Annotated in this window: 20 protein-coding genes; 11 read left to right on the forward strand and 9 right to left on the reverse strand. The window is 68.0% G+C overall.

Going from position 1 to position 22798, the window contains the following annotated elements; translation table 11 throughout:
- Positions 1–63: 63 nt before the first annotated feature.
- Entirely contained in the window at positions 64–411 is a 348-nt protein-coding gene (locus PKO50_RS04330; RefSeq protein ID WP_089391526.1) for a pilin assembly protein, read from the reverse strand.
- A 195-nt stretch (positions 412–606) separates the two neighbouring features.
- Here PKO50_RS04330 and ppc point away from each other — a divergent pair, with 195 nt between their 5' ends.
- From ppc to PKO50_RS04365, 7 genes are all read left to right on the forward strand, one after another.
- The gene (gene ppc, locus PKO50_RS04335; RefSeq protein ID WP_275628915.1) at positions 607–3243 is read left to right on the forward strand and encodes a phosphoenolpyruvate carboxylase; all 2637 of its coding nucleotides are present in this window, start codon (positions 607–609) and stop codon (positions 3241–3243) included.
- A gap of 160 nt (positions 3244–3403) precedes the next feature.
- Entirely contained in the window at positions 3404–4051 is a 648-nt protein-coding gene (gene adk / locus PKO50_RS04340) for an adenylate kinase (RefSeq protein ID WP_275628916.1), read from the forward strand.
- A gap of 87 nt (positions 4052–4138) precedes the next feature.
- On the forward strand, positions 4139–4813 hold the full coding sequence (gene tsaB, locus PKO50_RS04345; RefSeq protein WP_109934932.1) for a tRNA (adenosine(37)-N6)-threonylcarbamoyltransferase complex dimerization subunit type 1 TsaB: 675 nt from the start codon (positions 4139–4141) through the stop codon (positions 4811–4813).
- Between the two features lie 64 nt (positions 4814–4877).
- Entirely contained in the window at positions 4878–5228 is a 351-nt protein-coding gene (locus PKO50_RS04350) for a hypothetical protein (RefSeq protein ID WP_275628917.1), read from the forward strand.
- Entirely contained in the window at positions 5225–6085 is an 861-nt protein-coding gene (locus PKO50_RS04355; RefSeq protein WP_275630425.1) for a DUF72 domain-containing protein, read from the forward strand. Before PKO50_RS04350 ends, PKO50_RS04355 begins: the two co-directional genes overlap by 4 nt.
- 50 nt (positions 6086–6135) lie before the next feature.
- Entirely contained in the window at positions 6136–6963 is an 828-nt protein-coding gene (locus PKO50_RS04360) for an isocitrate lyase/phosphoenolpyruvate mutase family protein (RefSeq protein ID WP_275628918.1), read from the forward strand.
- Positions 6964–7010: 47 nt separating this feature from the next.
- Positions 7011–7796, forward strand: a complete 786-nt coding sequence (locus PKO50_RS04365) for a class I SAM-dependent methyltransferase (protein WP_275628919.1) — start codon at positions 7011–7013, stop codon at positions 7794–7796.
- 455 nt (positions 7797–8251) lie between these two features.
- Here PKO50_RS04365 and PKO50_RS04370 read toward each other — a convergent pair whose 3' ends face one another.
- Entirely contained in the window at positions 8252–8884 is a 633-nt protein-coding gene (locus PKO50_RS04370) for a TetR/AcrR family transcriptional regulator (protein WP_275628920.1), read from the reverse strand.
- A gap of 97 nt (positions 8885–8981) precedes the next feature.
- Here PKO50_RS04370 and PKO50_RS04375 point away from each other — a divergent pair, with 97 nt between their 5' ends.
- On the forward strand, positions 8982–10085 hold the full coding sequence (locus PKO50_RS04375; protein ID WP_109934417.1) for an efflux RND transporter periplasmic adaptor subunit: 1104 nt from the start codon (positions 8982–8984) through the stop codon (positions 10083–10085).
- 6 nt (positions 10086–10091) lie between these two features.
- On the forward strand, positions 10092–13163 hold the full coding sequence (locus PKO50_RS04380; RefSeq protein ID WP_275628921.1) for an efflux RND transporter permease subunit: 3072 nt from the start codon (positions 10092–10094) through the stop codon (positions 13161–13163).
- A 585-nt stretch (positions 13164–13748) separates the two neighbouring features.
- On the opposite strand, the gene PKO50_RS04385 is transcribed toward PKO50_RS04380, so the two are convergent.
- A complete protein-coding gene (locus tag PKO50_RS04385) occupies positions 13749–14582 on the reverse strand; it encodes a crotonase/enoyl-CoA hydratase family protein (RefSeq protein ID WP_109934415.1) in 834 nt (277 codons plus the stop codon).
- 102 nt (positions 14583–14684) lie between these two features.
- Between PKO50_RS04385 and PKO50_RS04390 the strand changes: the two genes are divergently transcribed.
- Positions 14685–15284: a TetR/AcrR family transcriptional regulator gene (locus tag PKO50_RS04390; RefSeq protein ID WP_109934414.1), complete on the forward strand. Its 600-nt coding sequence runs from the start codon at positions 14685–14687 to the stop codon at positions 15282–15284.
- A 17-nt stretch (positions 15285–15301) separates the two neighbouring features.
- On the forward strand, positions 15302–16429 hold the full coding sequence (locus tag PKO50_RS04395; protein WP_275628922.1) for an aromatic ring-hydroxylating dioxygenase subunit alpha: 1128 nt from the start codon (positions 15302–15304) through the stop codon (positions 16427–16429).
- Positions 16430–16818: 389 nt separating this feature from the next.
- Here the strand turns inward: PKO50_RS04395 and PKO50_RS04400 are convergent, their stop codons facing one another.
- The 6 genes from PKO50_RS04400 to PKO50_RS04425 form a co-directional block, all read right to left on the reverse strand.
- A complete protein-coding gene (locus tag PKO50_RS04400; RefSeq protein ID WP_109934412.1) occupies positions 16819–17496 on the reverse strand; it encodes a DUF4197 domain-containing protein in 678 nt (225 codons plus the stop codon).
- 112 nt (positions 17497–17608) lie between these two features.
- Positions 17609–18013 (reverse strand): YbaY family lipoprotein, encoded by a 405-nt coding sequence (locus PKO50_RS04405; protein WP_275628923.1) that lies wholly within the window; start codon positions 18011–18013, stop codon positions 17609–17611.
- 133 nt (positions 18014–18146) lie between these two features.
- Positions 18147–20231 (reverse strand): YjbH domain-containing protein, encoded by a 2085-nt coding sequence (locus PKO50_RS04410; RefSeq protein WP_275628924.1) that lies wholly within the window; start codon positions 20229–20231, stop codon positions 18147–18149.
- Positions 20228–20995: a capsule biosynthesis GfcC family protein gene (locus PKO50_RS04415; protein ID WP_275628925.1), complete on the reverse strand. Its 768-nt coding sequence runs from the start codon at positions 20993–20995 to the stop codon at positions 20228–20230. The genes PKO50_RS04410 and PKO50_RS04415 overlap by 4 nt, the downstream gene beginning before the upstream one ends.
- A complete protein-coding gene (locus PKO50_RS04420) occupies positions 20992–21651 on the reverse strand; it encodes a YjbF family lipoprotein (protein ID WP_275628926.1) in 660 nt (219 codons plus the stop codon). Before PKO50_RS04420 ends, PKO50_RS04415 begins: the two co-directional genes overlap by 4 nt.
- Before the next feature lie 24 nt (positions 21652–21675).
- On the reverse strand, positions 21676–22782 hold the full coding sequence (locus PKO50_RS04425) for a polysaccharide biosynthesis/export family protein (protein WP_275628927.1): 1107 nt from the start codon (positions 22780–22782) through the stop codon (positions 21676–21678).
- Positions 22783–22798 lie beyond the last annotated feature (16 nt).

The following is a 22798-nucleotide window of genomic DNA, read 5'->3' on the forward strand; positions in this document are numbered from 1 at the left end:
GTCCCGGAGCCGCCGGGGACCAAGGCCAAACGCCGGAGGCGTTATGCGCCCTACGGGATGGGCTCAGCTGTGGCTCGGTTCTTCCTGGTGCCCCGTCAGCTCGTGCAGGTACTTGCGCGACAGCTGCAGGAAGCGCGGGGTAGGGCCGACGTCCTCGTAGAGCGGGTCGCCCTGCTCGTCGTGCGCCACCACCTTCTGCCCCTTCACGTAGGGGAAGCTCGCCTCCAGCTCTTCCAGGGCCGAGCCGACCAGCTCGCCCAGCAGTTCCTCGACGCTGCGCTTGGGGTACATGTCGTGCAGCGCGGCCAGGCGCGCCGCGGTTTCCACGTCCAGCGGGATGCTGTAGCTGTGGCTGGTCATGCGCCCCCTGGCGTTCTGTTCCCAATGGCGTACCAGATCGCGGATCTTCATGTTCACCTCGTGGGCCGGCTCGTGGCCGGCGTGGAAGACGGCCCTTCTGGGGCCGCCGGGAAGAATTTCCCGATTCCTTCGGGATCACATTCAGCCTAGACGCTGTCGGAGCAGGATCGCGGGCGTTCGTCGCACGCTTGTCAGCCGGTGTCGCCAGGCGGCACTGTAAGTAGAACCAGACACGGAGAACCCGTCATGGCGGATATCGACGCGCGCCTGCGCGAGGACGTGCACCTGCTCGGCGAACTGCTCGGGCAGACCATCCGCAACCAGTACGGCCAGGCCTTCCTCGACAAGGTCGAGCTGATCCGCCAGGGCGCCAAGGCGGCGCGGCGCGGTTCGGCGGAAGGCGCGCGGCAGCTGGCGGCGGCCCTCGACGGCCTCGGCGAGGACGAGCTCTTGCCGGTGGCGCGGGCCTTCAACCAGTTCCTCAACCTGGCCAACATCGCCGAGCAGTACCACCGCATCCGCCGCCGCGGGCCGAAGGAGCCGCAGCCCTTCGAGCAGCGCGTGCTGGGCGAGCTGCTGGGGCGCCTGCGCAAGACCGGCGTGGAGCCGGCGGAACTGGCGCGCCAGGTGGCGCAGCTGGACATCGAGCTGGTGCTCACCGCACATCCCACCGAAGTGGCGCGGCGCACGCTGATCCAGAAGTACGACGCCATCGCCGCGCAACTGGCGGCCAAGGACCATGCCGACCTGCTCCCCGAGGAGCGCGAGCAGGTGGACGGGCGCCTGCGCCGGCTGGTGGCCGAGGCCTGGCACACCGAGGAGATCCGCCGCACCCGGCCGACACCGGTGGACGAGGCCAAGTGGGGCTTCGCGGTGATCGAGCATTCGCTGTGGCAGGCCGTGCCCGACTTCCTCCGCCACGTCGACGAGACCCTGCAAGGCGGCACCGGCCAGCGCCTGCCGCTGGAAGCCGCGCCCATTCGCTTCGCCTCCTGGATGGGCGGCGACCGCGACGGCAACCCCAACGTCACCGCCGCCATCACCCGCGAGGTGCTGCTGCTGGCGCGCTGGATGGCCGCCGACCTGTACCTGCGCGACGTCGACGGCCTGGCCGCCGACCTCTCCATGCAGCAGGCCAGCAAGGAACTGCTGGCGGAAACCGGCGCTGTGGCCGAACCCTACCGCGCCCTGCTCAAGCAGCTGCGCGAGCGCCTGCGGGCCACCCGGGCCTGGGCCGAACGCGCGCTGGCCGAGGACGAGGTTGCACCCGAGGCGGTGCTGCAGGACAACCGCGAGCTGCTGGAACCGCTGGAGCTGTGCCACCGTTCGCTGCACGCCTGCGGCATGGGCGTGATCGCCGACGGCGCGCTGCTCGACACGTTGCGCCGCGCCGCCACCTTCGGCCTGTTCCTGACGCGCCTGGACATCCGCCAGGACGCCGGCCGCCACGCCGCCGCGCTGAGCGAGATCACCGAGTACCTGGGCCTGGGCCGCTACCAGGACTGGGACGAGGCGGTGCGCCAGGAATTCCTCCTGGAAGAGCTGGGCAACCATCGCCCGCTGCTGCCGGCGGACTACCAGGCCAGCGCCGACACCGCCGAAGTCCTGGCCACCTGCCGCGTGGCGGCCGCCGCGCCGCAGGCGTCGCTGGGCTCCTACGTCATCTCCATGGCCGGCCAGCCGTCCGACGTGCTGGCGGTGCAACTGCTGCTCAAGGAGTGCGGGTTGCGCCGGCCGATGCGCGTGGTGCCACTCTTCGAAACCCTCGACGACCTCGACAACGCCGGCCCCTGCATCGACCGCCTGCTCGGCCTGGACGCCTACCGCGAAGCCCTGGCCGGGCCGCAGGAGGTGATGATCGGCTACTCCGACTCGGCCAAGGACGCCGGCACCCTGGCCGCGGCCTGGGCGCAGTACCGCGCCCAGGAAGCGCTGGTGGACATCTGCCGCGCCCATGGCGTCGAGCTGCTGCTGTTCCATGGCCGCGGCGGCACCGTCGGGCGCGGCGGCGGCCCGGCTCACGCGGCCATCCTCTCGCAGCCGCCGGGCTCGGTGGCCGGGCGCTTCCGCACCACCGAACAGGGCGAGATGATCCGCTTCAAGTTCGGCCTGCCCGGCATCGCCCGGCAGAACCTCGACCTCTACCTGGCCGCGGTGCTGGAGGCCACCCTGCTGCCGCCGCCGGCGCCGGAACCGGCCTGGCGCGAGGAGATGCAGCGCCTGGCCGCCGACTCCCTGGCCGCCTACCGCCAGGTGGTGCGCGAGACGCCGCAGTTCGTCGACTACTTCCGCGAGGCCACCCCGGAGCAGGAACTCGGCCGCCTGCCCCTGGGCAGCCGCCCGGCCAAGCGCCGCCAGGGCGGCATCGAGAGCCTGCGGGCGATCCCGTGGATCTTCGCCTGGACGCAGACGCGGCTGATGCTGCCGGCCTGGCTGGGCTGGGAGACCGCGCTGTTCAACGCCATCGACCGCGGCGAAGGCAGCCTGCTGGAGCGCATGCGCAGCCAGTGGCCGTTCTTCCGCGCGCGCATCGACATGCTGGAGATGGTCCTGGCCAAGGCCGACGGCGAAATCGCCCAACTCTACGACGAACGTCTGGTGCAATCGGAACTGCGACCATTAGGTGCGCATTTACGCGACCTATTGTCGCAGGCGCTGCGCGTGGTGCTCGGCCTGACGGGCCAGCAGCGCCTGCTGGCGCAGGCCACCGAGACGCGCGAATCCATAGCCGTGCGCAACATCTACCTGGACCCGCTGCACCTGCTCCAGGCGGAGCTACTGGCCCGTTCCAGACGCTGCGAGGGCGACGCCTGCGGCGCTCTGGAACAGGCCCTGCTGGTGACGGTGGCGGGCATCGCCGCGGGGCTGCGCAACACCGGCTGAGGGGCCCCGACCACGACTTTCCGGTGGCTTGTGCGCTCAGGGTGCGCTGTGTATCTTGATCAGCCTTTCGGCGTATTCCTGCGCCATTTCAAGCATGTTCAGATTGGCCCCATAAGGCAGATCCGGGATTTCGCTTTCAACAAGACTAAGGAGCATATCGATGCGTGTGATTCTGCTCGGGGCGCCCGGTGCCGGCAAAGGTACTCAGGCCCGCTTCATCACCGAGAAGTTCAGCATTCCGCAGATCTCCACCGGGGACATGCTGCGCGCGGCGGTCAAGGCCGGCACCGAGCTGGGCCTGCAGGCCAAGAGCGTGATGGATGCCGGCGGCCTGGTTTCGGATGACCTGATCATCAACCTGGTCAAGGAGCGCATCGCCCAGCCCGACTGCGCCAACGGCTTCCTGTTCGACGGTTTCCCGCGCACCATTCCCCAGGCCGAGGCCATGAAGGAAGCCGGCGTGACCATCGACCACGTGGTCGAGATCGCCGTCGACGACGAAGAGATCGTCAGCCGCATGGCTGGCCGCCGCGTGCACCCGGCCTCCGGCCGCGTCTACCACGTCGAGCACAACCCGCCGAAGGTCGCCGGCAAGGACGACGTCACCGGCGAGGAGCTGATCCAGCGCGACGACGACCGCGAAGAGACCGTGCGCCACCGCCTGTCGGTCTACCACACCCAGACCAAGCCGCTGGTCGACTTCTACCAGAAGCTGGCCGCCGTCGAAGGCACCCCGAAGTACAGCCGCGTCGAAGGCGTCGGCTCGGTCGACCAGATCACCGCCAAGGTCCTGGCCGCGCTCAGCTGAGCCGCCGCCCGACCTGCACCAGAGGCCCGCTTGCGGGCCTTTGGCGTTTATAATGCCCGCCCTTTTTCAGCTTGCCGGAAGACCCCGATGCCCACCCTGCTGGCCCTGGACACCTCCACCGAAGCCTGCTCCGTCGCCCTGCTGCACGACGGCCGGCGTTTCAGCCGCCACGAGGTGATCCCGCGGCTGCACGCCAAGCGCCTGCTGCCGATGGTGCAGGAGCTGCTCGACGAAGCCGGCATCGCCCTGGGCGCGGTGGACGCCATCGCCTTCGGCCGCGGCCCCGGCGCCTTCACCGGCGTGCGCATCGCCATCGGCGTGGTGCAGGGCCTGGCCTTCGCCCTGGACAAGCCGGTGCTGCCGATCTCCGACCTCGCCGTGCTGGCCCAGCGCGCCCACCGCGAGCATGGCGCCAGCCAGGTGGCGGCCGCCATCGACGCGCGCATGGACGAGGTCTACTGGGGCAGCTACCGCCTGGAGCAGGGCGAGATGCGCCTGGCCGGCGCCGAGGCGGTGCTGCCGCCGGAGCACGTGGCGCTGCCGCGCGATGCCCGGGGCGACTGGTTCGGCGCCGGCACCGGCTGGGGCTACCGCGAGCGCCTGGCGGTGAAGGTGCAGGCCGAGGACGCCAGCCTGCTGCCCAACGCCCAGGACCTGCTGGACCTGGCGCTGTTCGCCTGGCAGCGCGGCGATGCCGTGCCGGCGGACCAGGCGCAGCCGGTGTACCTGCGCGACAACGTGGCCACGCCCAAGGCCGGCTGACCGGCGATTGCCAAGCCCGGGGGCGCTCGCTAGAGTGAAATCCTTACCCGCTGAGCCCTGAAAGATGCGCATCGACGGCCTGTCCAGCTACTCCATCACGCCCGACTCCGGCAGCCGCTCCGGCACCGCGGTCACGCCTTATCGCGAGGTCATGCGCGAGGCCGAGGCGCGTCGCGAGCAGCCGGCGTCCATCGCCGCCAGCCAGGGCTTCGAGCAGCAGGCGCAGGCGCGCTACGTGGAGCCGGGCAACGCCGGCACCGGCAGCCTGCCCATCGTCCTCAGCGACGTCCTGGCCTACCAGCGCCCGGTCAGCAACCGCGCCGCCCAGGCCCTGGCCAGCTACAGCAGCACCGCCAACCTGCCGCTGGGCAGCTACGACGCCCCGGAAGTGCTGGGCATCGACCTCTACGCCTGATGGCCCTGCCGTACTACCTGGGCTGCCCATCCTGGAACGAGCCCGCCTGGCGCGGCAGCTTCTACCCCGCCGACCTGCGCCCGGCCGACACCCTGGGTTTCTACAGCCAGGTGTTCAACGCGGTGGAGGGCAACACCACCTTCTACGCCCGGCCCAGCGCCGAAACGCTGGAGCGCTGGGCGCAGACCATGCCGGCGGACTTCCACTTCTGCGCCAAGCTGCCTCGCGACATCAGCCACGAAGGCGACCTGCGCGAGCAGTTCGGCGCCACCGGCGATTTCCTCGACCTGCTGGCACCGCTGGGGCAACGGGTGAGCCCGCTGTGGCTGCAGCTTTCCGCCGGCTTCGGCCCGCAGCGCCTGGGCGAGCTGGCCGCCTGGCTGGATGAGTTCGGCGCCCGGCGCATCGCCGTGGAAGTACGCCACCCGGCGTTCTTCGACAAGGGCGAGGAAGAGCGGGTGCTCAACCGCCTGCTCCACGAGCGCGGCGTGGAGCGCATCTGCCTGGATTCGCGGGCGCTGTTCGCCTGCCGCTCCGACGACCCGGCGGTGCGCCACGCGCAATCGAAGAAGCCGAGGATTCCGGTGCGCCCGGCGGCCTTCAGCGACAGCCCGCAGGTGCGTTTCATCGGCGGGCCGGACCTGGACGCCAACCAGGCCTACCTGACGCCCTGGGTGGACAAGGTGGCCGGCTGGATCGAGGACGGCCTGACGCCCCACGTGTTCCTCCACACCCCGGACAACCACCGCGCCGCCGAACAGGCGCAGCGCTTCCACGCCCTGCTGGGCGAGCGCCTGCCGGGGCTGCCAGCGCTGCAGCTGCCGCAGCCGGAAGTGGAGCAACTGGGCCTGCTCTGAGGCCCCGGTTGCGCTAACCTGCAAGCTCCCCTCAGGCACGGAGAGCGCCCATGACCACCCAACGCGAACGCGGCCTGGCCTTCCAGGCCCTGCACCGGCGCGACGGCCTGTTCGTCCTGCCCAACCCCTGGGATGCCGGCTCGGCGAAGATGCTCGCCGGCCTGGGCTTCGAGGCCCTGGCCACCACCAGCGCCGGCCTGGCCTTCGCCCTTGGCCGCTGCGACGCCGAGGGCGAGGTGAGCCGCGAGGAAGCCCTGGCCAACGCCCGCGCCATCGTCGAGGCGACGCCGCTGCCGGTGGCCGCGGACCTGGAGAACGGCTACGGTGATGCGCCCGAGGACTGCGTGGCGACCATTCGCCTGGCCGCCAGCATCGGCCTGGTGGGCGGCTCCATCGAGGACGCGACCGGCCGCCCGGACGATCCCATCTATCCCTTCGAACTGGCGGTGGAACGCGTGCGCGCGGCGGTCCAGGCCGCACATTCCCTGGAATTCCCCTTCACCCTGGCGGCCCGTGCGGAGAACCTGCTGCACGGCCGCGACGACCTGGACGACACCATCCGCCGCCTGGTGGCCTTCGCCGAGGCCGGCGCCGACGTGCTCTATGCCCCCGGGCTGACCACCCGCGAACAGATCGACGCGGTGGTGCGCGCGGTGGCGCCGCGGCCGGTGAACGTACTGGTCGGCTCGCCGGCCCTGCAGCTGTCGCTGAGCGAACTGGCGGAGCTGGGCGTGAAGCGCGTCAGCCTGGGCTCGTCCCTGGCGCGGGTGGCCTACGGCGCCTTCTTCCACGCCGCCACCGAGCTGGCCAGCGGGCACCTGGAGGCGACCCAGGAGGGCATGCCCTTCGCCCGCCTCAACGCGCTGTTCCGGCGCTGAGCCCGGGGCTGCGGTAGAATCGGCGCTTTTGCACCGGATCGACCCGCATGAGCGCCAGCGCAGCCACCCCCCGCATCATCGTCCAGGCCCTGGCGCCGCATTGCCGCGAGGCCGCCGGGCAATGGGCGCAGCGCCTGGGCCTGGAACTGGCGGAGGAGGGCGTGGCGGACTTCGCCCTGCAGGTCGGTGAGCAGGGCCTGCAACTGCTGCAACTGGGCCCGGACTCGCCGGGGCCTGTGCGCGTGGACTTCGTCGAGGGCGCCGCCGCCCACCGCCGCCAGTTCGGCGGCGGCAGCGGGCAGATGATCGCCAAGGCGGTGGGCGTGCAGCCGGGCGTACGCCCGCACGTGCTCGACGCCACCGCCGGCCTGGGCCGCGACGCCTTCGTCCTCGCCACCCTGGGCTGCGAGATGCAGCTGATCGAACGCCAACCGCTGATCGCCGCCCTGCTGGAGGACGGCCTGGCCCGCGCCGCGCGCGACCTGGAAGTGGCGCCGATAGCGGCGCGCATGCAACTGCTGCAAGGCAACGCCATCGAGCTGATGGGCGCCTGGCAGGGCGAGGCGCCCCAGGTGGTCTACCTGGACCCGATGTTCCCGCACCGCGACAAGAGCGCCCTGGTGAAGAAGGAAATGCGCCTGTTCCGCCCCCTGGTGGGCGACGACCAGGACGCCCCGGCGCTGCTCCAGGCGGCGCTGGCCCTGGCCAGCCACCGCGTGGTGGTCAAGCGCCCGCGCAAGGCGCCGATCATCGAGGGCGCCAAGCCCAGCTACAGCCTGGAAGGCAAGTCGAGCCGGTATGACATCTACCCGTTGAAGTCGCTGAAAGCCTGACCTGCGGGTTTTTCGTAGGAGCGAGGGGGCGCCTAGCTCTTGCTCGCGAACAATGGCGTCAGGCCCTGCTCCGGAGCGATGTCGAAGTCCGTCCCCTCTCCCCAGCCCTCTCCCTGAAGGGAGAGGGGGCTTGTCAGTGCCGAGACAAGGAATGGTTTCAGCCGGAGGCCGCTGGAGTTGCCGGCTAACTCCAGAACATCCAAACACTCCGAACGGCCCCCTTTCCCTGAAGGGAGAGGGGGCTTGTCCGTGCCGAGACAAGGAATGGTTTCAGCCGGAAACCGCTGGAGTTGCCGACTAACTCCAGAACATCCAAGCACACCGAACGGTCCCCTCTCCCTTCAGGGAGAGGGTTAGGGAGAGGGAGCGGAGTCAAGCCACAACACCGAAGTCCCGGGTGAGTACTATTCGCGAGCAAGCTCGCTCCTACAGGAGAAGCGCCTACGGCATAGGCCTCAAGGCCGATAAGCCCGCAAAAACAACTCCACCACCTCCTGCACATGCCTTTCGCTTTCCTCCACCGGCGGCAGCTCGACGCAGCCGATCAGCAGGCGGAAGTGCAGGCAGCCCTGCACCAGCATCAGGAAGTGCTCGGCGGCGTTGCGTGCGTCGCTCTCGCGCAGTTCGCCCTTGCGCTGGGCCTGGGCGATCAGCCTTTCCATCTGGTCCAGCACGCGCTGCGGGCCGGCGTCGAAGAACATCTGCGACAGCGCCGGGTTTTGCCCGCCCTGGGCGATCATCAGGCGGCTCAGGGCGATGGCCTCGGGGCTGTTGATCAGGCGGTTGAAGCCCCGCGCGATGTTCAGCAGCAGCTCGCGGGTGGGCGCGTCGGCCGGCGGTTCGTGGAACAGCTCCGGCACCTGTTCGGCGCACTTGGCCTGCACCGCCTCGCAGAACAGCGTCTCCTTGTCGGTGAAGTGGCTGTACACGGTGAGCTTGGAAACCCCGGCCTCGGCGGCGATGGCTTCCATGCTGCTGCCGTCGTAGCCGTTGCACAGGAACAGTTCCTTGGCGGCGTCGAGGATCGCCTGGCGCTTGGCCAGGTCCTTGGGGCGGCCGGGGCCGTTGGAAAGGGGAGGCTGGGACATTTTTTTTACAATTCAAATACTGGACTGGTTGGTTTTGTATTCTTACTATACCGACAAGTATAAAAATTCAACTGCGTTTCGCGAAAGGTCATCCATCATGTTCCGCCATGTCTTGTCCGTCGCTGCTCCCCTGGTCCTCTCCCTGTCCCTCGCTGCCTGTGGTAACGGCGAGCCGGCCAAGCCGGCGCTGCGCCCGGCCATGGTCGTGCAGCCGCAACTGGCGCGCTCGGTCACCGAGGCATACCCGGGCGAGGTGCATGCCCGCCACGAGCCGGAGCTGGCCTTCCGCATCGGCGGCAAGGTGGCCAAGCGCCTGGTGGAGACCGGCGAGCGGGTGCGCCGCGACCAGCCGCTGGCCGAGCTCGACCCCGAGGACGTGCGCCTGCAGCTGGAGGCCAACCGCGCCCAGGTCGCCGCCGCCGAGGCCAACCTGCAGACCGTGCGTTCGGAATACCTGCGCTACAAGACGCTGCTGGAACGCAAGCTGGTCAGCCAGTCGCAGTTCGACAACATCGAGAACACCTACCGCGCCGGCGAGGCGCGCATGAAGCAGGTGCGCGCCGAGTACGACGTGGCGCGCAACCAGGCCGACTACGCCGTGCTGCGCGCGTCGCAGGACGGGGTGATCTCGGCGCGGCGCGTCGAGGTGGGCCAGGTGGTGGCCGCCGGGCAGACGGTCTTCACCCTTGCCGCCGACGGCGACCGCGAGGTGCTGATCAGCTTCCCCGAGCACGCCATCGAGCGCTTCCGCATCGGCGAGGGCGTCAGCGTCGAGCTCTGGTCGCAGCCGGACAAGCGCTTCAGCGGGCACATCCGCGAGCTGTCGCCGGCCGCCGACCCGCAGTCGCGCACCTTCGCCGCGCGGGTGGCCTTCGACGACGCCAAGGTGCCGGCCGAGCTGGGCCAGAGCGCCCGCGTCTACATCCACAACGAGGGCGCCGTGCCCCTGGCCGTGCCGCTGGCGGCGGTGAGCGCCGAGGGCGGCCAGCCGTTCGTCTGGGTGGTCGACCCGAAGGATTCCAGCCTGCATCGCCGGCCGGTGCGCATCGGGCCCTACACCGAGGACCGGGTGCCGGTGCTGGAGGGGCTGCAGCCCGACGACTGGGTGGTCGCCGCGGGCGTCCAGGTATTGCGCGAAGGCCAGCAGGTACGCCCGGTCGACCGCGAGAACCGTTCGGTCAAGCTGCTGGCGAAGGAGTGACGCAGGATGCGCTTCAACCTCTCCGCCTGGGCCCTGCAGAACCGACCGATCGTACTCTTCCTGATGCTGCTGCTAGGCATCGCCGGGGTGCTGTCCTACACCCAGCTCGGCCAGAGCGAGGACCCGCCCTTCACCTTTAAGGCCATGGTGGTCAAGACCAACTGGCCCGGCGCCACCGCCGAGGAGGTCTCGCGCCAGGTCACCGAGCGCATCGAGAAGAAGCTGATGGAGACCGGCGACTACGACCGCATCGTCTCCTTCTCGCGCCCGGGCGAGTCCCAGGTGACCTTCGTCGCCCGCGAGGACTTCAAGTCCAGGGACATCCCCGAGCTGTGGTACCAGATCCGCAAGAAGGTCGGCGACATCCGCTACACCCTGCCGCAGGGCATCCAGGGGCCGTTCTTCAACGATGAGTTCGGCACCACCTTCGGCAACATCTACGCGCTGTCCGGCAAGGGCTTCGACTACGCGGTGCTGAAGGACTATGCCGACCGCATCCAGCTGCAACTGCAGCGCATCAAGGACGTCGGCAAGGTCGAGCTGGTCGGCCTGCAGGACGAGAAGATCTGGATCGACCTGTCGAACACCAAGCTGGCCACCCTCGGCCTGCCCCTGGCCGCGGTGCAGAAGGCCCTGGAGGAGCAGAACGCGGTGAGCGCCACCGGCTTCTTCGAGACCGCCAGCGACCGCGTGCAACTGCGCGTGACCGGCCGTTTCGACTCGGTGGAGGACATCCGCCAGTTCCCCATCCGCGTGGGCGACCGCACCTTCCGCATCGGCGACGTGGCCGAGGTGCACCGCGGCTTCAATGACCCGCCGGCGCCGCGCATGCGCTTCATGGGCGAGGACGCCATCGGCATCGCCGTGTCGATGAAGAGCGGCGGCGACATCCTGGTCCTGGGCAAGGCCCTGGAGAACGAGTTCCAGCGCCTGCAGCAGAACCTGCCGGCGGGCATGGAGCTGCGCAAGGTGTCGGACCAGCCGGCGGCGGTGCGCGAGGGCGTGGGCGAGTTCGTCCGGGTGCTGGCCGAGGCGCTGATCATCGTGCTGCTGGTGAGCTTCTTCTCCCTGGGCCTGCGCACCGGCCTGGTGGTGGCGCTGTCGATCCCGCTGGTGCTGGCGATGACCTTCGTCTGCATGCGCTACTTCGACATCGGCCTGCACAAGATTTCCCTGGGCGCCCTGGTGCTGGCGCTGGGCCTGCTGGTGGACGACGCCATCATCGCCGTGGAGATGATGGCGGTGAAGATGGAGCAGGGCTACGACCGCCTCAAGGCGGCCAGCTTCGCCTGGACCAGCACGGCCTTCCCGATGCTCACCGGCACCCTGGTGACCGCCGCCGGCTTCCTGCCCATCGCCACCGCGCAGTCGGGCACCGGCGAGTACACCCGCTCGCTGTTCCAGGTGGTGACCATCGCGCTGCTGGTGTCCTGGATCGCCGCGGTGGTCTTCGTGCCCTACCTGGGCGCCAAGCTGCTGCCGGACCTGGCCAAGCGCTATGCCGAGAAGCACGGCGGCAGCGACCAGGGCCACGACCCCTACTCGACGGCCTTCTACCAGCGCTTCCGGCGCCTGGTGGAGTGGTGCGTGCGCTACCGCAAGACGGTGATAGTGCTGACGCTGCTGGCCTTCGTCGGCTCCATCGCCGCCTTCCGCCTGGTGCCGCAGCAGTTCTTCCCGCCGTCGGCGCGGCTGGAACTGCTGGTGGACCTGAAGCTGGCCGAGGGCGACTCCCTGTCCGCCACCGCCGAGCAGGCCCAGCGCCTGGAGAAACTGCTGGCCGGGCACCCGGGCATCGAGAACTACGTGGCCTACGTCGGCACCGGCTCGCCGCGCTTCTACCTGCCGCTGGACCAGCAGTTGCCGGCGGCGAGCTTCGCCCAGTTCGTGGTCCTGGCCAAGGACCTGCAGAGCCGCGAGGAAGTGCGCCAATGGCTGATCCAGCGCATGGCCGAGGATTTCCCCACGGTGCGCAGCCGCATCAGCCGCCTGGAGAACGGCCCGCCGGTGGGCTACCCGGTGCAGTTCCGCGTGTCCGGCGAGCACATCGCCGAAGTGCGCGCCCTGGCGCGCAAGGTGGCGGACAAGATGCGCGAGAACCCCCACGTGGTGAACGTGCACCTGGACTGGGAGGAGCCGAGCAAGGCGATCTTCCTCAACGTCGACCAGGACCGCGCCCGCGCCCTGGGCGTGAGCACCCGGGACATCTCGCAGTTCCTGCAGAGCTCGCTGACCGGCTCCACCGTCAGCTACTACCGCGAGGACAACGAGCTGATCGAGATCCTCCTGCGCGGCGACGCCCGCGAGCGCCAGGACCTGTCGCAGCTGCCGAGCCTGGCCATCCCCACCAACAACGGCCGCAGCGTGGCGCTGTCGCAGGTGGCGACCCTGGAATATGGCTTCGAGGAAGGCATCATCTGGCGGCGCAACCGCCTGCCCACGGTGACGGTGCGCGCGGACATCTACGACGACTCGCTGCCGGCGACGCTGGTGAAGCAGATCTCGCCGACCCTCGATCCGGTCCGCGCCCAGCTGCCCGACGGCTACCTGCTGGAGGTGGGCGGCACCGTGGAGGACTCGGCCAAGGGGCAGAATTCGGTGAACGCCGGCATCCCGCTGTTCCTGGTGGTGGTGATGACCCTGCTGATGGTCCAGCTGCGCAGTTTCTCGCGCATGGCCATGGTGTTCCTCACCGCGCCCCTGGGGCTGATCGGCGTGACCCTGTTCCTGCTGGTGTTCCAGAAGCCCTTCGGCTTCGTCGCCATGCTCGGCACCATCGCCCTGGCCGGGATGATCATGCGCAACTCGGTGATCCTGGTGGACCAGATCGAGCAGGACATCGCCCATGGCCTGGACCGCTGGCACGCCATCATCGAGGCCACGGTGCGGCGCTTCCGCCCCATCGTGCTGACCGCCCTGGCGGCGGTGCTGGCGATGATCCCGCTGTCGCGCAGCGTGTTCTTCGGGCCCATGGCGGTGGCCATCATGGGCGGCCTGATCGTCGCCACGGCGCTGACCTTGCTGTTCCTGCCGGCGCTCTACGCCGCCTGGTTCAGGGTCAAGAAGGAACCTGCGTAGGGCGTATGACCGTTCGCGGTCATACGCCGATTGACCTTGGCTCCAGGCCGCTTCGGTATCGACCTCGGAGCGCCATCGCGAGGCGCTTCGGGCTCGGCCGTGGAGTTGGCCGTCGATCGCGGTGTAGCGGCGAATAACCGCGAACGGTTATTCGCCCTACGCACTGTCTATTGCGAAGGTGTGAGGTTGACGCCGGCCTTTCCTCCAGCAGAGGACAGCCCCCTCTCCCGCTTGCGGGAGAGGGCTGGGGAGAGGGCGCTCTTGACCCCAATGCCTACGTCACCGGGAAACGTTATCCGCCGTTTTCAACGACGGATGATACGGTCCTGGGAAGCACGGTCGTAGGAGCGACTGTCTTGCGGCCCGCGCCGAAATGCTCTTCGTAGGAGCGAGCTTGCTCGCGAATAAACCCCGCTGCGGAGTCCGTTCGCGAGCAAGCTCGCTCCTACAGGTTGCCGGAAGGCGTGGCATTTCCCTGTAGGACTCCGTCCGCGATCGGCATCGGCCACGCCGGGCGCCCCGGTAGCACGGCCGACGGCGGATGACCGCGAACGGTTATTCGCCCTACGAGCGGGATGTCGCGGCTCAGGGAATCGGCGCCCCCGAATCCCGCTCGCGCACCGCCTGGGCGAAGCCCACTTCCTCGCAACGCGCCTTGAAGCGCACGCCTTCGGGGCTGTGGCGGGTGATGCCGTCGAACAGGGTGGCGAACATCTGCGTGGTCTCCAGGCCCATGTTGTGGAAGGCCTGGTTGATCATCAGCTTCTGCATCATCAACTGGTTCTTCGGGATGCCCTGCATGCGCGCGGCCAGGGCGTCCACCGTGGCGTCCAGTTCGGCCAGCGGCACGCTCTGGTAGACCAGCCCCAGGCGCTGGGCCTCGCGGCCATCGACCAGGTCGCCGGTGAGCAGCATGCGCTTGGCCTTCTCCGGGCCCAGGCGGTAGACCCACATGGCGGTGGTGGGGCAGCCCCAGACGCGCGCCGGTGGGTAGCCGATCTGCGCTTCCTCGGCCATCACGATCAGGTCGCAGCACAGGGCGATGTCGCTGCCGCCGGCCACCGCCGGGCCGTTGACCTTGGCGATCACCGGCTTGTAGCTGCGGAACAGGCTCATGAACTGCTCGGTGTTCCGCTTCATCAGCGCGTAGTCGAGCATCGGGTCCCAGGGCATTTCCTGGCTGCCGTAGACGCCGCGCGGGTTCTCGGCGAAGAACTTGAGGTCATAGCCGCTGCAGAAGCCGCGCCCGGCGCCGGTGAGGACGATGACGTGCACGGCGTCGTCGGCGTTGGCGCGGGCCACGGCCGCTTCCAGCTCTGCAGGCATGCGGTCGTCGATGGCGTTGAGCCGCTCGGGGCGGTTGAGGGTGAGGGTGGCGACGCGTCCGTCGACGCGGTACAGCACGCAGGGTTCGCTCATGGCCGGGGCTCTCGTGGTGGCTTCCTGGGATGGGGGCTTGGCTTGCTCGCAGAAATAAGTAAACTGAATTCACTTTTTCTGTCCAGCCCCATGAGCCCCGCCATGCCCGACCTGTCCGCCAAGGCCCTGAAAACCCGCGCCAGCCTGCTGGAGGCCGCGCGCGCCGAACTGCTGGAGTTCGGCGGCGGCCTGGAGGTGGGGCGGGTAGCCGAGCGCGCCGGCGTCTCGGTGGGGCTGATCTACCGCTACTTCGCCTCCCGCGCCGGGCTGCTGGCGGCGGTGGCGGAGGACTTCTACGACCGCTACCAGGCCCAGGTGATGGCCGCCGACCCGCTACCCCAGGCCCAGGACTGGAGCGAGCGCGAGGCGCAGCGGGTGCGCCGCGCGGTGGAGTTCGTCTATGCCGAGCCGCTGGCGCCGCTGGTGCTGGTCAGCCTGGCGCGCGAACCCGAGGTGGCCGCGCTGGAGGCCCAGCGCATCGCCGAGAACATCCGCCAGGGCGCCGACAACATCCGCCGCGGCCAGGCCGCCGGGCAGCTCAACGCACAACTGGATGCGCAACTGGTCTCGGCGATGATCCTCGGCGGCCTGCACCAGGCCCTGCTGGAAGCCCTGGCGCGCCAGCCCCGGCCGCCGGCCGCGCAACTGGCGCGGCAGCTGTGGCATTTCATCCGCGGCGCGCTGGCGCCCCTGTCGAACTGAACAGAAGGAGTCGCCCCATGCAGCATGCAACCCAGGTGGAGCTGTTGAGCAAGGTCCTGGCCCTGGCCGAGCGGAGCGTTTCCGATGGCGCGGCGGAGCCGTCGTCGTTGCCGGTGTCCGCCTACCTGGACGAGGAACGCTACCGCCGCGAACGCGACGAGGTGCTGCTGCGCGAGCCGGTACTGGTGGCGCGTTCCAGCGAGATCGCCAAGGGCGCCTTCCTCACCCGCGAGCTGATGGTGCCGCTGCTGCTGACCCGCGACGAGCAGGGGCGGCTGCGGGCCTTCCTGAACGTGTGCAAGCACCGTGGCACGCAACTGGTAGGCGAGGCGGCGGGGCGCAACCGGGTGTTCGTCTGCCCCTACCACGCCTGGGCCTACAATCCGGACGGGCAACTGCGCGGTATTCCCCACGGCTACGGCTTCGAAGGCGTCGACAGGGCCTGCCTGAACCTCACCGAACTGCCGGTGGCCGAGCGTTTCGGCGCGGTCTGGGCGCGCCTTTCACCCGGGCCGGCGCTGGACCTGGACAGCTTCTTCGGCGAAGCGCTGTGCGCCGACTTCGACAGCTTCGCCATCGACGACCACGTGCTCTTCGACCCGCGCGACATCCGCCGCCCGGTGAACTGGAAGCTGACGGTGGACACCTTCCTGGAGAACTACCACGTGGCCAAGGCCCACCAGGCCACCATCGACCACCTGTTCTGGCCCAACCTGGGCAGCTTCGAGCGCTTCGGCCGGCATATCCGCAACTACTACGTGAAACGCAACCTGCGCGAGCTGCAGGGGCAGCCGGAAGAGCAATGGGACCTGCGCCGCCACGGCAACCTGCTGTACCTGCTGTGGCCGAACACCCTGGTGCTGGTGGAGCCGGACCATATCGACTTCTCCAGCGTATTCCCCGACGGCCCGCTGGCCACGCGGGTGCTCAGCCACACACTGCTGCCGGAGGAGCCGCAGACGGAGAAGGCGCGGCGCTATTTCGAGAAGAACAACGAAATCCTCTACGCCGCCCTGGAAGAAGACTTCGCTATGGCGACGCGGGTGCAGAACGGCATCCGCGCCGGCGCCAGCGAACGCCTGTGGCACGGGACCTACGAGGTGGCGCTGCGGTGGTTCCACCAGAGCCTGGAGCAGGGCTTGTAGGAGCAACTGTCCGCGATTCGCGCGCAGGGCGCGCTCCTACATTTGAATGGCGCGGGTGGGGCAGCGTAGGAGCGGATCTCATCCGCGATCCGCGCCGATACGTCTGGCTATCGCGGACAAGGTCCGCTCCTACGGGGAGGAATACCACGCCTCCCGGCAACCTGTAGGAGCGGACTCCGTCCGCGATGGGCTGAGCCCATGCATGGCTATCGCGGATAAATCCGCTCCTACGGTTCCAGGGACGCACAGTCGTCGCCGGATGACGCCTGTCTACCAGGCAGCTCAGGACAGCTCCCTCTCCCGCTTGCGGGAGAGGGCTGGGGAGAGGGCGCGAAGCCACCCGATACGACGATGCAACCGGGAAACGCCCTTCGCGAGTTCTGCAGGCCTCAGAGCGCCCCGAAAACCTTCTTCGCCAGACTGGTAGCCGCCCCCGCCGGATTCTCGCGAATCCCCTTCTCCTGCTGGGCGATCACCTTGAACAGCCCATCCAGCGCCTGCTCGGTAACGTAGCCCTCGACGTTCGCATCCTTGGCATCGACCACGCCGAAGGCCGCGGCCTGGCTGGCGAAGGCGTTGTACTGCTTGGCCAGGCCGACCTTGTCGGTGGCCTGCTTGACGATCGGCAGGAAGCGCTGGCGCAGCTGTTCGCGGCTGCTGCGCTCCAGGTACTGGGTGGCGGAATCGTCGGCGCCGGCGAGAATGCCCTTGGCGTCCTGCACGGTCATCTTCTTCACCGCATCCACCAGCAGCGCCTGGGCCTGCGGCACGGCGGCCTCGGCGGCCTGGTTCATGCTGGCTTCCAACTGGTCGACCTGGGCGCCCATGCCGAACTGCTTCATCACCTTGGCGGCCTTGCCCAGCTTGCCCGGCAGCTCGATGCGCACGGCCGGATCGTTAGTGAAGCCGCCGGGCTTGCCCAACTGCTTGACGGCGATCTGCGCGCCCTGGCTCAGGGCATCCTTGAGGCCGCCGCTGGCGTCGGCCTGGCTGAGGTTGGCGAGGGACAGGGCGAAGGCATTGGCGGACAGCAGGGCGCCGGCCAGCAGGGCGGTGAAACGCAGCATCGGGATTCCTTGTGGGGCGGGACGGAACCTTCGCCGAGGGCCTCGGCGAAGGACGAAGGGACAAGCTTAGCGAGCCCGCGCCGGCAACGGAACCCGGCCGTGGGACGACGGATCAGCGCACCGCGTCGACGCGGATGCGCAGCGGCTGCGGATCGCTGCCGTCGAGCTTGACGCCGTGGCGCTCGGTGCTGATGAACAGCAGCCTGCCGGCATTCTCGATGCGCGCGCTGACCGCATAGCTGTGGCCAGGCTTGACCTGCTGCGGGTCGTAATCGAGCTTGAAGGCAACCGGCACCTGCTGGCCGCCGGGCAGCGTCTGCGAAGCCAGCTCCACGGCCGGCGCATCGGCCAGGGAAACATCCTGCAGGCTCACCGAAACCTGCGCACCCGGCGGCAGCGCGATGCGCTGCAGGTAGAACACCTCGCCACTGAGCGAAGCATGCTGCGAAGGCGAGTTGGAAGCGCAGGCGGCGAGCAGGCCGGTCATGAGCAGGAGGGGGAGGGCGGTGAGCTTCATCGGCGGATTCCTTCCGGATAGAACGGGCGTCATCCGACACAGCTTAGGCGCAAAGGTTGCGAGGGGGTTTGTAAACACAGGTTTCGCTGATCTGCAGCAAACAGCCCCGCCGTTGCGGCGGGGCTTGGGCGGCTTACTCGGCGATCTTGCTGAAGCTGCCGTCGAACATGTCGACGTTGCGCCCGTCGGTGAGGGTATACAGCGAGTAGCTGCGGCCCAGGCGCGCACCACCGTCACGGGTCAGCGGGGCCCAGGCCAGGTTGGCACGGCGCATGGTCGAGCTGCTCATGATCTCGTCGAACGGAATCGACACGTAGATGCCCTTGTCGAAGCTACCTTCGCCGTACTCTTCCTTGGAGGCTGTGGTGAGGGTCACCCAGCCGCCGAAGCGCACGCCGTTGCTGAACTCGCGGGACAGGTCGATGGTGGTGCCCCAGTCGCGGGCCAGGTAGCGGCCCACGCTGACGGCGGCCAGCACGTCCTGGAAGTCGGTCTTCAGGTAGCCGGTGACGTGGCCGGTGAGCACCTTGTAGTCGCGCAGGCCGAAGTCCTGCTCGAAGTCACGCTGGCGCACGTAGTTGAGGTCGCCACCGATGGCCCAGCGCTCGTTGAGCGGGCGATACAGCAGCTCGCCACCGACGCCGGCGAACATCGACTCCAGGTAGCCGCCGTAGACCATGCCGTACATGTCCTCGTCCAGGCGCTTGACCTTGTTCAGCTGGAAGGTCGGCATGGTCACGTCCGAGGTGGTCCAGTACTCGCGCAGGTAGGTGCGCACGCGCGGCAGGTTGCTGGGCGCGTCGTACTTGAACTTGTCGAAGTTGTTCAGCAGGTTGGCGCTGAGCGAGCCGCTCCACCAGGTATCCGGGGTGAAGCGGTATTCGCCGTTCAGGTCGGCGGTGAACTGGTAGAGCAGGAAGCCGTCAGGGCCGCCGACGTTCTGCTTGTAGCCCAGGCCGAGGCCGTAGCTGAACGGATCCGGTTTCTGCGTGTAGAGCACCTTTTCCTGGTGCGGCAGCGGCCAGTTGCTCTCGGTGCCGCGGCGCAGGTCGTCCAGCGGACGGTCGTTGTTCACCACCTCGCGGAAGGTCTCGCGCGGCACGCTGGTCTCGATGACCGGCAGGTCGTAGCGCTTGTCCACCACGGTGAAGTACTTGATGTCGTCATCCACGCTGTTGTCGAGGATGCGCGCTGCGCGGCCCACCGCCTTGGGCGGGTAGAGGTAGCGGGTCTGCTCGCCGTAGACGACGATTTCCTTGTCGCGCTGGGCGATGCGCTCGACCTTGTAGCCGGCGTTGTTCTGCAGGCGCCTGGACACGTTCGCCCAGTCCACCTGGTCCGGATGCAGGTCCGGCGCCTTGGCTGGCAGTGGCTCGGCCGGCGGGTCGAAAGTCTTGGCTGGTGCCGAGCGGGAAGCGAAATTGGTGTGCAGGGTGATGCCGAACATGGCGGTGTTGCCACGTTCCCAGCCGGCGGTCAGGTCTACCGAGTCGCTGGCCTTGAAGACGAGGCCCAGGTTGATGGGGGAGCTTTGGTCCTGGTTGTTGTCCTGGGGTTCGCTCTTGTAGTCGTTGCCGTCGTATTCCAGTTTTACCGACAGACGATCCCAGGGCGTTTGCCAGAGTACGCCACCGAACAATGACGGCGAGCCGCGGAAGTAGGAACTGGTACTGAAGTCACCGGTACCGGTGGCTTCCGGCCGGGTGTCGTACTTGTCGTCGATCCAGCCCAGCGGGTTGTCGAAGTCACCGCGGTTGCCCAGATAGCCCCAGGCTACGCCCAGGCTGAGGTCGAAGTTGCCGAAGCGTTTGTTGCCGACGAAGTATTCGCTGGAGAACAGGCCGGTACCACCGATGTCCTGCGCGCCCAGAGCCACTTCCGGCAACCAGCGGCTTTCCTGGAGCAGGCGGAGCTTGGCGTCGACCGCCTTGTCCTTGTAGCTCTGATCGCCGCTGAGGCTTTCCGGACCGTAGTCGCGGTTGCTGATCGAGGTGTAGCGGAACGAGGTTTCCAGCCAGTCGAAGGGCTGCAGCGAGAAGCTGTAGCGCGAATAAGGGTCGACGCGGTTGGCGGTAATAGCGACCTCGCCAGCTTTGGCCATGCGTGCACTAGGCGTTTGCAGCAAGCCCATCACGCCGAAGTCGTTGCGGCTGTGGTAAGGCTCCGCGTGGGCCATGGTCCATGGCAGCAGCAGGCAGAGGGAATAGCGGAGCTTCATTGCGCCACCTCGGACAACGGTTGGGTGGCGATGAATTCGGCCATTTCTTCATTCAGATCCGGGACGGCACTATCCGGTCCGGCCGCCTTGATCGGTACCAGGATGGTTGCCCCCGGTGCTGCGGGCAGGCTGTCCTGGAGGTTCCACAGGGCGATGCCGAGGCGGCTGACCTGACCGTCCGGCTGGATCAGATAGACATAGTCGGGATCGGCTTCCGGCAGCGACGGGCACGCAGCGGAATAGTTGCGTGCCTGCTGCATCGGTACATAGGCCAGGTAGCAGTCAGTCGCCACGGCTCCCAGCACACGGACCGCACTTGGCCGGGTGGGGAAAATGAAAATGTCGCCGGGCTCCACCAGGCTGTTCTGCGCCGGGGTGACTTCCACCTCGACCGGGTCCATCAGGTGCAGGCGCCGACCACTGACCGGCTGGCTGGCGACCTGGTCGTAGAGGCGCTTGGCCAGGCTGGAAAGCGCGGGTTGATCGTCCAGCAGGGCTTTCTGTTGCAGCATGGACAGGTCGAACAGGATGCCGGCCTTCAGGCGCTTCTGCTCCGGCAGCAGCTTCGACTGCAGCCACGCGGCACCCAGCCAATAGCCCTCGGCGTTGACCTGGGTGGCACGGAAGACGTCGGAGAGTCGGGTCGTCGGGGTGATAGCCACGAGGCCGGGCTTGGCCGCATCGCCACGAACTTCGACGGAGTCGCCGGCCATGGCGGGGCCGACCAGCAACAGGCTAATCAGGGCGAGAAGGCGAATGCTCATTTGCCTGCCCCCCGATATGGGCGCAGCTGGGTGATCGCAACCTGCAGGTTGGGCGTGACCTGTTGCAGGCTCTGCATCACGAAGCCGTCCCTGGGGTCGACCCAGTATTTGTTGGTGGCGCTGAAGCCCAGCAGCGGCGCGCGGATGTCTTCATCGACGCGCAGCAGGTCGTAGTCGCGCCCGAGAATGTTCACGCGTTCCAGGCCAACCTTGTGGAAGCTGCTCTGCACGGGAATACCCAGGCGATAACCGCTCGCCAGGTCGATCCAGCGCTCGCTGCGCTGTCCATCCGCCAGCTTGTGCAGGCCGGTATGGAAGGGCGAGTCGACACCCAGGCGCGTGCCGGCGAGGTTGTCGCCGAAGCCGGTGGTGCGTACCACCAGGCCATCTCGCATCATCAGCACCTGGCGGGTAGAGGCGAGCCAGTACTGCAGGTCGCCCTGCTGGCGCACCAGCGCCATCACGGCTTCGCCGCCCTGAGTCTGCAGCTTGATCTGGTAGTAGGGCACCGCATCCACCTGGGCCTGGGTCAGCTCAAGCGGCTTCGGGCCCTGAGTGGCTGCGCGCAGGGTGTCCCACGACGCCTGCATCAGAGGGTTGCAGGCGGATAGCGACAAGGCCGCCCCGGCCAGGGCGGCGAATTGGAGGAGTTTCACGTCGGTCGACCTGAGTTCGGTGGTTTATTCGTCGTTCAGGTCGTTCTTGATGTTGGCACCAGTACCAAGAATGGTGGTAGACGGCACCAACTGGCTGATGAAACGGTTCCAGCGGGTAACGCCTGCCGGGCCGACATAGACCACATCCTGCGGCTCCAGGTTGAAGCGCTGGGCGAGGATGAAAGCGGTAGGCGATTGAGCATCCAGTTGGAAGACCTTGGCGGGTTCGCGCTCCAGGTCTTCGACGCCGCGAATCACATAGACGGCCTTGCCGTTGGAACTGGCCTGGTTCAGGCCGCCGACACTGCCCAGGGCATCGGCCAGGTTCAGGTACTTGGTCTTGTAGGTGATGGCGCGCGGGCTGTTCACCTCGCCCATCAGGTAGACCTTCTTGCGGTCGTTGTAGGGCAGGTAGATCTGGTCGCCATCCTTCAGGTAGACGCTGTACAGCTGGCTTTGCTGTTGGTCATTGAGCGCGTCGAGGTTGAGCTTGTACTCGCGGCCATCGCGCTTGAGGACCATGTTGGAGAGGTCGGCGGAACCAGTGTTCACGCTTGCGGTGCTGACCGCTTCCATCAGGCTGAGCGGGGTAGCGGTAATGGCCTGCGGGCCGGCTTTGCCGAAGGCGCCGCTGAGGATCACCTTCTGGCTGGAGAAACGCATGATCGCCAGGTCGACTTGCGGGCTTTCCACATACTGGGACAGGCGGCTGGAAATTTCCGAGCGCACTTCCTCGATGGTTCGACCTGCGACTTTGACGGTGCCGATATAGGGATAGAACAAGGTGCCGTCAGGGCGAACCAGACGACCGTTGGCGTCGATCTGCTGTTGTTGGCCGGAAGGCGCAGTCAGTTCTGGGTGGTCCCAGACGGTGATGTAGAGAACATCAGTTGGCCCGATCTGGTAGTCCTGCGGATGGTAGGCCAGCAACTCGGCCGGCACCTGGCTCCCAGTCTCCGTCGCGGCGTTCACCGCCAGCAGCTTGGGGGTGATCTGCACCAGCTCGACGCGGCTGCTCTCGGCGGAGTCATCGCGAATGATGCGGCTGGTGTCCATATTCTGGCCAGGGGCGAACATGCAGCCCTGGAGCGAAAGAGCGGCGACAACGGCAACGGATAAAGAGCGGATCATGGGAAAGAACTACGCA

This window comes from Pseudomonas sp. 273 (assembly GCF_029201425.1).
GTDB lineage: Bacteria > Pseudomonadota > Gammaproteobacteria > Pseudomonadales > Pseudomonadaceae > Pseudomonas > Pseudomonas delhiensis.

Coding starts and splice junctions, on each gene's coding strand:
- PKO50_RS04330 (WP_089391526.1), bottom strand. CDS start 411: ATGAAGATCCGCGATCTGGTACGCCATTGGGAACAGAACGCCAGGGGG.
- ppc (WP_275628915.1), top strand. CDS start 607: ATGGCGGATATCGACGCGCGCCTGCGCGAGGACGTGCACCTGCTCGGC.
- adk (WP_275628916.1), top strand. CDS start 3,404: ATGCGTGTGATTCTGCTCGGGGCGCCCGGTGCCGGCAAAGGTACTCAG.
- tsaB (WP_109934932.1), top strand. CDS start 4,139: ATGCCCACCCTGCTGGCCCTGGACACCTCCACCGAAGCCTGCTCCGTC.
- PKO50_RS04350 (WP_275628917.1), top strand. CDS start 4,878: ATGCGCATCGACGGCCTGTCCAGCTACTCCATCACGCCCGACTCCGGC.
- PKO50_RS04360 (WP_275628918.1), top strand. CDS start 6,136: ATGACCACCCAACGCGAACGCGGCCTGGCCTTCCAGGCCCTGCACCGG.
- PKO50_RS04365 (WP_275628919.1), top strand. CDS start 7,011: ATGAGCGCCAGCGCAGCCACCCCCCGCATCATCGTCCAGGCCCTGGCG.
- PKO50_RS04370 (WP_275628920.1), bottom strand. CDS start 8,884: ATGTCCCAGCCTCCCCTTTCCAACGGCCCCGGCCGCCCCAAGGACCTG.
- PKO50_RS04375 (WP_109934417.1), top strand. CDS start 8,982: ATGTTCCGCCATGTCTTGTCCGTCGCTGCTCCCCTGGTCCTCTCCCTG.
- PKO50_RS04380 (WP_275628921.1), top strand. CDS start 10,092: ATGCGCTTCAACCTCTCCGCCTGGGCCCTGCAGAACCGACCGATCGTA.
- PKO50_RS04385 (WP_109934415.1), bottom strand. CDS start 14,582: ATGAGCGAACCCTGCGTGCTGTACCGCGTCGACGGACGCGTCGCCACC.
- PKO50_RS04390 (WP_109934414.1), top strand. CDS start 14,685: ATGCCCGACCTGTCCGCCAAGGCCCTGAAAACCCGCGCCAGCCTGCTG.
- PKO50_RS04395 (WP_275628922.1), top strand. CDS start 15,302: ATGCAGCATGCAACCCAGGTGGAGCTGTTGAGCAAGGTCCTGGCCCTG.
- PKO50_RS04400 (WP_109934412.1), bottom strand. CDS start 17,496: ATGCTGCGTTTCACCGCCCTGCTGGCCGGCGCCCTGCTGTCCGCCAAT.
- PKO50_RS04405 (WP_275628923.1), bottom strand. CDS start 18,013: ATGAAGCTCACCGCCCTCCCCCTCCTGCTCATGACCGGCCTGCTCGCC.
- PKO50_RS04410 (WP_275628924.1), bottom strand. CDS start 20,231: ATGAAGCTCCGCTATTCCCTCTGCCTGCTGCTGCCATGGACCATGGCC.
- PKO50_RS04415 (WP_275628925.1), bottom strand. CDS start 20,995: ATGAGCATTCGCCTTCTCGCCCTGATTAGCCTGTTGCTGGTCGGCCCC.
- PKO50_RS04425 (WP_275628927.1), bottom strand. CDS start 22,782: ATGATCCGCTCTTTATCCGTTGCCGTTGTCGCCGCTCTTTCGCTCCAG.